3 protein-coding genes are annotated in these 5696 nt (G+C 43.9%); 1 reads left to right on the plus strand and 2 read right to left on the minus strand.

Translation table 11 applies throughout. The features are described from left to right. Positions 1 to 293 precede the first annotated feature (293 nt). On the plus strand, positions 294 to 1784 hold the full coding sequence (locus GNE10_RS31540) for a catalase (protein ID WP_185569864.1): 1491 nt from the start codon (positions 294 to 296) through the stop codon (positions 1782 to 1784). Between the two features lie 299 nt (positions 1785 to 2083). Here GNE10_RS31540 and GNE10_RS31545 read toward each other — a convergent pair whose 3' ends face one another. Next, complete coding sequence (locus GNE10_RS31545) at positions 2084 to 4105, minus strand: tetratricopeptide repeat protein (protein WP_185569866.1); 2022 nt, start codon at positions 4103 to 4105, stop codon at positions 2084 to 2086. Next, entirely contained in the window at positions 4099 to 5547 is a 1449-nt protein-coding gene (locus tag GNE10_RS31550) for an NB-ARC domain-containing protein (protein WP_185569868.1), read from the minus strand. Before GNE10_RS31550 ends, GNE10_RS31545 begins: the two co-directional genes overlap by 7 nt. Between the last annotated feature and the right edge of the window lie 149 nt (positions 5548 to 5696).

The following is a 5696-nucleotide window of genomic DNA, read 5'->3' on the forward strand; positions in this document are numbered from 1 at the left end:
GGGGGGAAAGATTTCTTCCACATCCTCCCACACCTCCCACACCTCCCACACTCCCCGCTTGCCCAATGCCCCATGCCCAGTCACCACTCCAATACATCTTGAAGACAACCTTAATTAAGAGATCCTAAAAATACAAAAAAATTGCTGGCAAATCATAGTCGTTTCGAGTATGCTTTATATATGAACTCGAAATGACTATGATTTACTGAGTTTAGTCAGTAGGCATCCGTTTATGTACTGACTAAAATATACTGTGGGCAATTTCACTAATTTAATGGAGAAGTTCTTAAGCTATGACAGAACCGCAAAACTTGACAACTGCTGATGGTATTCCTGTTGGGGATAACCAAAACTCGCTAACTGCGGGGGCGCGGGGCCCTGTATTAATTCAGGATTTTCACCTGTTAGAAAAGCTGGCTCATTTCAACAGAGAACGTATTCCGGAAAGAGTTGTTCATGCCAAAGGGGCGGCGGCTTTCGGTACATTTACGGTTACTAATGATATTACACGCTACAGCAAAGCCAAGCTTTTTTCTGAAATTGGTAAGAAAACAGAAGTTTTGCTGCGTTTTTCTACGGTTGGTGGAGAAAAGGGTTCAGCAGATGCAGAGCGTGACCCCAGAGGTTTTGCTATCAAGTTTTACACAGAAGAGGGCAACTGGGATATTACAGGAAACAACACGCCGATTTTCTTTATTCGCGACCCCTTGAAGTTTCCTGATTTCATACATACCCAAAAACGGAATCCCCAAACTAATTGTAAAGACCACAACGCCAAATGGGATTTTTGGTCATTGAGTCCGGAATCACTGCATCAGGTGACGATTCTGTTTTCAGACCGGGGAATTCCCAAAACCTATCGACACATGGACGGCTTTGGTAGTCATACCTTTAGTCTAATTAATGCTCAGGGCGATCGCGTTTGGTGTAAATTTCACTTTAAGACCTTGCAAGGGCATCAAACCTTGACAGAGGAAGAATCAGGTAAGATTAAGGGTGAAGATCCCGATCATGCGACTCGTGATTTATTTGAAGCGATCGCTCAACAAGATTATCCCAAATGGCGGTTCTGCATTCAAGTGATGACTGAGGAGCAAGCGGCAAAACATCGCGATAACCCCTTCGACTTGACAAAAGTTTGGAAACACTCAGAATATCCTTTAATTGAAGTCGGGATATTAGAGCTAAATCGCAACCCAGAGAATTATTTTGCTGAAGTCGAACAAGCCGCTTTTAGTCCTAGCGCGGTAGTTCCTGGCGTTAGTTTCTCCCCAGACAAAATGCTTCAAGCTCGGATCTTTTCTTACCCAGATGCTCAACGGTATCGCTTGGGTGGTAACTATCAGCAACTACCAGTCAACCAGCCGAAATGTCCAGTGAGACATTACCAGCGAGATGGCTTCATGGCTTTGGGAAATAACAATGGTAGCGCTCCCAACTACGAACCGAATAGTGCTGAAGGTACGCCGAAAGAAAATCCAGCCTATGCAGAACCACCAAGCCATCTAGGGGATACCACCGTCGATCGCTACAATCATTGTGAAGGAAACGACGATTATACTCAAGCAGGCGACCTCTATCGGTTAATGACACCCGAACAACAAGAGCGTCTTGTCAAAAATATCGTTGGTAGCCTCAGCCAAGCAAAGCAAGATGTCCAAATGCGTCAACTTTGCCACTTTTTTAGAGCAGATGTCTCCTATGGTCTGCGTGTTGCTGAAGGGTTAGGTATTTCCATCGACCCTGAAATGCTCAACCATAGTGCTGAAGTCGCAATTTTTTAGTTTCGTAGTAGCGTGACAAGGCTAAAATAGTGCATTAATAAACTCTTGTGGGGTGGGCATCTTGCCCGCCCGGACGGGTGAGGACACCCATCCCACAATAAAATCTATTCCAACATTTAAGGCTTGACACGCCAGTAAGCTAAATTCAGCGAAAACAGACTCGTTAATGGAGTTCAAAGGCTCATTAATGGAGTTAAAAGACTCATTAATGAAGTTCAGAGCTTCATTAACTAGAATAAACAAAAATATTAACAGCGATCGCGATCGCTCCCTTCGCCAAGCATATCCTAGAGAAGTAGTTATGGGGGTTGCGATCGTATTGCTGTAGCTTCTATTTCTTGTACACCTTCCGGGTCTTCTGGATCTACCTGTCTGAGACGAATGTGCTTTTTCCCTAAAGTGATCACAAACTCATCTCCGGGTTTGAGATTCATTTGCTTAGCATAAGCTGAACCGATTATTAACTCTCCGTTCGATTGCACACTAATTCTATAGCTAGCACTGCGTCCATCATGTGCATTAGCACTTGGTGTACTGTCTAACTGAATGCCTTCGGCATCAATTAGGGCATTTAAGAATTTCATCATATTCACTCGCTCTGTACCATTTTTGGTAACGGTATAGTAGCCGCAGTGTTTGGCTTTTTCTTCCTTGCTCAGATTCTCCAGCTCTTTGAGTTTTTTGAGCAAATCTTCACCGACTAGGGGTTCAATTTTTTTCCCCAGCAGGCGTTTTCTCATCTCCAAAGGTTGGATATACAAAGCCTCGGCTTCGCTGTACCTTCCCTGTGAGCGGTAGAGTGCTGCCAAATTATTCAGGCTAGTAGCCACAGATGGGTGTTCATCCCCCAGCAGGCGTTTTGTCATCGCCAAAGCTTGGATATACAAGGGTTCGGCATCGCTGTACCTTCCCTGTGATTTGTAGAGGAATGCCAAATTGTTCAGGCTGTTTGCCACATCAGGGTGTTCATCCCCCAGCAGGCGTTTTCTCATCGCCAAAGCCTCGATGTACAAAGGTTTGGCATCGCTGTACCTTCCCTGTGATTCGTAGAGTCCTGCCAAATTGTTCAAGTCAATTGCCACATCTGGATGTTCATCCCCCAATAAGCGTTTGTCTATCTCCAAAGCCTCGATGTACAAAGGTTCGGCATCGCTGTACCTTCCCTGTGATTTGTAGAGGAATGCCAAATTGTTTAGGCTAGTTGCCACAGATGGGTGTTTATCACCCAGCAGGCGTTTGCCTATCTCCAAAGCTTGGATATACAAGGGTTCGGCATCGCTGTACCTTCCCTGTGAACGATAGAGTTCTGCCAAATTGTTCAGGCTAGTTGCCACAGATGGGTGTTTATCCCCCACCAGGCGTTTTTTCATCGCCAAAGCTTGGATATACAAAGCCTCGGCTTCGGTGTACCTTCCCTGTGAATCGTAGAGTCCAGCCAAATTGTTCAGGCTAGTTGCCACATCAGGGTGTTCATCCCCCAGCAGGCGTTTTCTCATCGCCAAAGCCTCGATGTACAAAGGTTCGGCATTGCTGTACCTTCCCTGTGAATCGTAGAGTCCAGCCAAATTGTTCAGGCTAGTTGCCACATCAGGGTGTTCATCCTCCAGCAGGCGTTTTCTCATCGCCAAAGCTTGGATATACAAAGCCTCGGCTTCGCTGTACCTTCCTTGTGAACGGTAGAGTCCAGCCAAATTGTTCAGGCTAGTAGCCACAGCTGGGTGTTCATCCCCAAAACGTTTTCTGGCAGCTAATAAAGATTGTTCACGCCAAGGTAAAGCTTGCGTGTAGGCTCCTTGACCTTGATAAAATCTACCCAAGCCTATAAAAGGCGAGATTAAATCATCATCGCTTAACCAAGCTTGGTAAACTGTGGCGACTTCTGCAAGGTGTGGGATAGCTAGGGTTGCTTGAGCAATTTCTGTCAATGTGGGTGTCTGAGGAATATCTTTTGCTACGGCTACCATTGCTTGACAATAGCCACGCTTGAGTTCGTCAGCTTCAGTTAACTCTTCTAACTTCTGTCGTAATAATTCCTGAATGCGTTCGTGAACTTGGTAACTGTCATCTGCCAATTCTTGCAGCAAATAACGCTCAACTAAAATAGTGCGGTTAGCTTTTAAATCAAATTCCAAATCGCTATGACTTGCTGCTGATTCTACCAAAGACCAAGGAATAGGAGCCAAAGCAAACAAACTTAACAAACAAGCCAATTTTTGTGTTTCTGATTCCAAGCATTGCCAATTCAACTCAAAAGCTGCTGCTACACCAGACTCACCTGCTGATGCTTGCTTTTGTAGCTGTGCGAGGATGTCTGCTAGCATGATTCGCTCCCTGGCTCTTGCCGCAGTCCTGCTATTAGGTAAAGTCCAACAGGTACATAATTCACAAATTGGCAAAGTCCTTTAGCAAATTCTAATTCCTTTTCAACCCTATCTTTTCCCAGCAGAGTTGTTAATAATTCTAAGGCTGCATCTGGTGATAATTTACCTAACGGCAATGAGGTATATATTAACGCTGTGTTTTGACGAGTGGTAATTAACACCTTAAACCGAGAACCTTTAGGTGGTAGGTATGGTTGAATTTGTTTCCAGTCTTTAACATCATCAAATATTAATAAAACATTGCCTGCTTGCCAGTTTTTCCAGCAATATAAAACTTTACCTGTTGCATCTAATTGGTCAGAAGGATTGAAATTAGAGAAATGAACCATGCCAAAGTTAATTAACTGGGTTCCCAAATCAACACTTTGGGTATTTAACCAACAACACCCACCAGAATAATCTGCCAAATATTGTTCTGAGTATTGAATAGCTAACTCTGTTTTACCTACCCCACCTTGTCCAGTCACATCGCTAATTACCACAACATCATTTGTTTGCAATAGCTGACGCAATTGTTCTATTTCTTCATCCCTGCCAACAAACTTACGCGCTTGACTCTGTGGGATATTATGCGGAATCTCAAAGGGGTTAAAATTAGATTTTTCAATATCTCCATCCCAATTACGGGAATAAAAATATGTCGGCAGTTGTTTTTTATCTAAACTGCTAAATCGCTGCTTCACTGCTTCTGTTACTTCCCTCATATCCGGCGGAAAAGTCCCATTAGCTGCTGCAAAAGCCTCTCTCACAGCTTGAGAAAAGTATCCTGTTTTAGTTTCAGAATTTACCTTAGCTTGCTCACCTTCCCGCGTAGCCAGTAACACAAATTGTTGACTATCTTTATGTGGCTGTCCGCTTAAAAAAGTTTTGCTACCTAAATTAGTTGGTCTTCCCTTGGACTCTAAAACATAATTGGCACAGGCATCAATAATACAAATATGATTGCGAATGTGAAATTTATTGGAACCCAACAAAACTAATAAAGAATTCAAATCTAAATTCTGCCAATTGTGGTTATTTGCATCAGCAAAAAACAACCGACGCTCTCGTTCTGAGGTAATCAAACCATGTCCCGCCCAAAAAATGTAGAGTAAATCCCCCGATTTTGAGGATAAAAAGTTAGTTACAATGTCGCAGATATTTTGCTCTGTTGCTAACTCTACATTTAACCCACATTCCCCAATTAACTGCTGATTTTCTGCCAGTGCTGATAAACATAACCGGATATTCTCTCTCGGTACACCATGCCGATGCAGCCAACGAGCAAATTTCAGTGCGTCATCGGCTGGCCCCCCACCCGGCACATTCCAAGCAGTTTCGTGGTATTTCTCAATACCCACAATTAACCCAAATGTTCGCTCAGGTTTAGCCATCAGCTGCATGATGACTTAGCCTCTCACGTGATGGGGAAAATGACCTAATATCATGTCCGCTTAATTGCTTATTAAACTCGAAGAACCCCAAAGAGCCAAAGCTATGCTTTGTCTCCCCTCCCCGCAGGCGGGGAGGGGAGACAAAGCATAGCTTTGGC

The sequence above is a fragment of the Nostoc sp. 2RC genome (assembly GCF_014222165.1).
Classification (GTDB): Bacteria; Cyanobacteriota; Cyanobacteriia; order Cyanobacteriales; family Nostocaceae; genus Nostoc; species Nostoc linckia.

Excerpts from the sequence above, each read along its gene's own strand:
- GNE10_RS31540 (WP_185569864.1), top strand. The coding sequence starts at position 294 with ATGACAGAACCGCAAAACTTGACAACTGCTGATGGTATTCCTGTTGGG.
- GNE10_RS31545 (WP_185569866.1), bottom strand. The coding sequence starts at position 4,105 with ATGCTAGCAGACATCCTCGCACAGCTACAAAAGCAAGCATCAGCAGGT.
- GNE10_RS31550 (WP_185569868.1), bottom strand. The coding sequence starts at position 5,547 with ATGCAGCTGATGGCTAAACCTGAGCGAACATTTGGGTTAATTGTGGGT.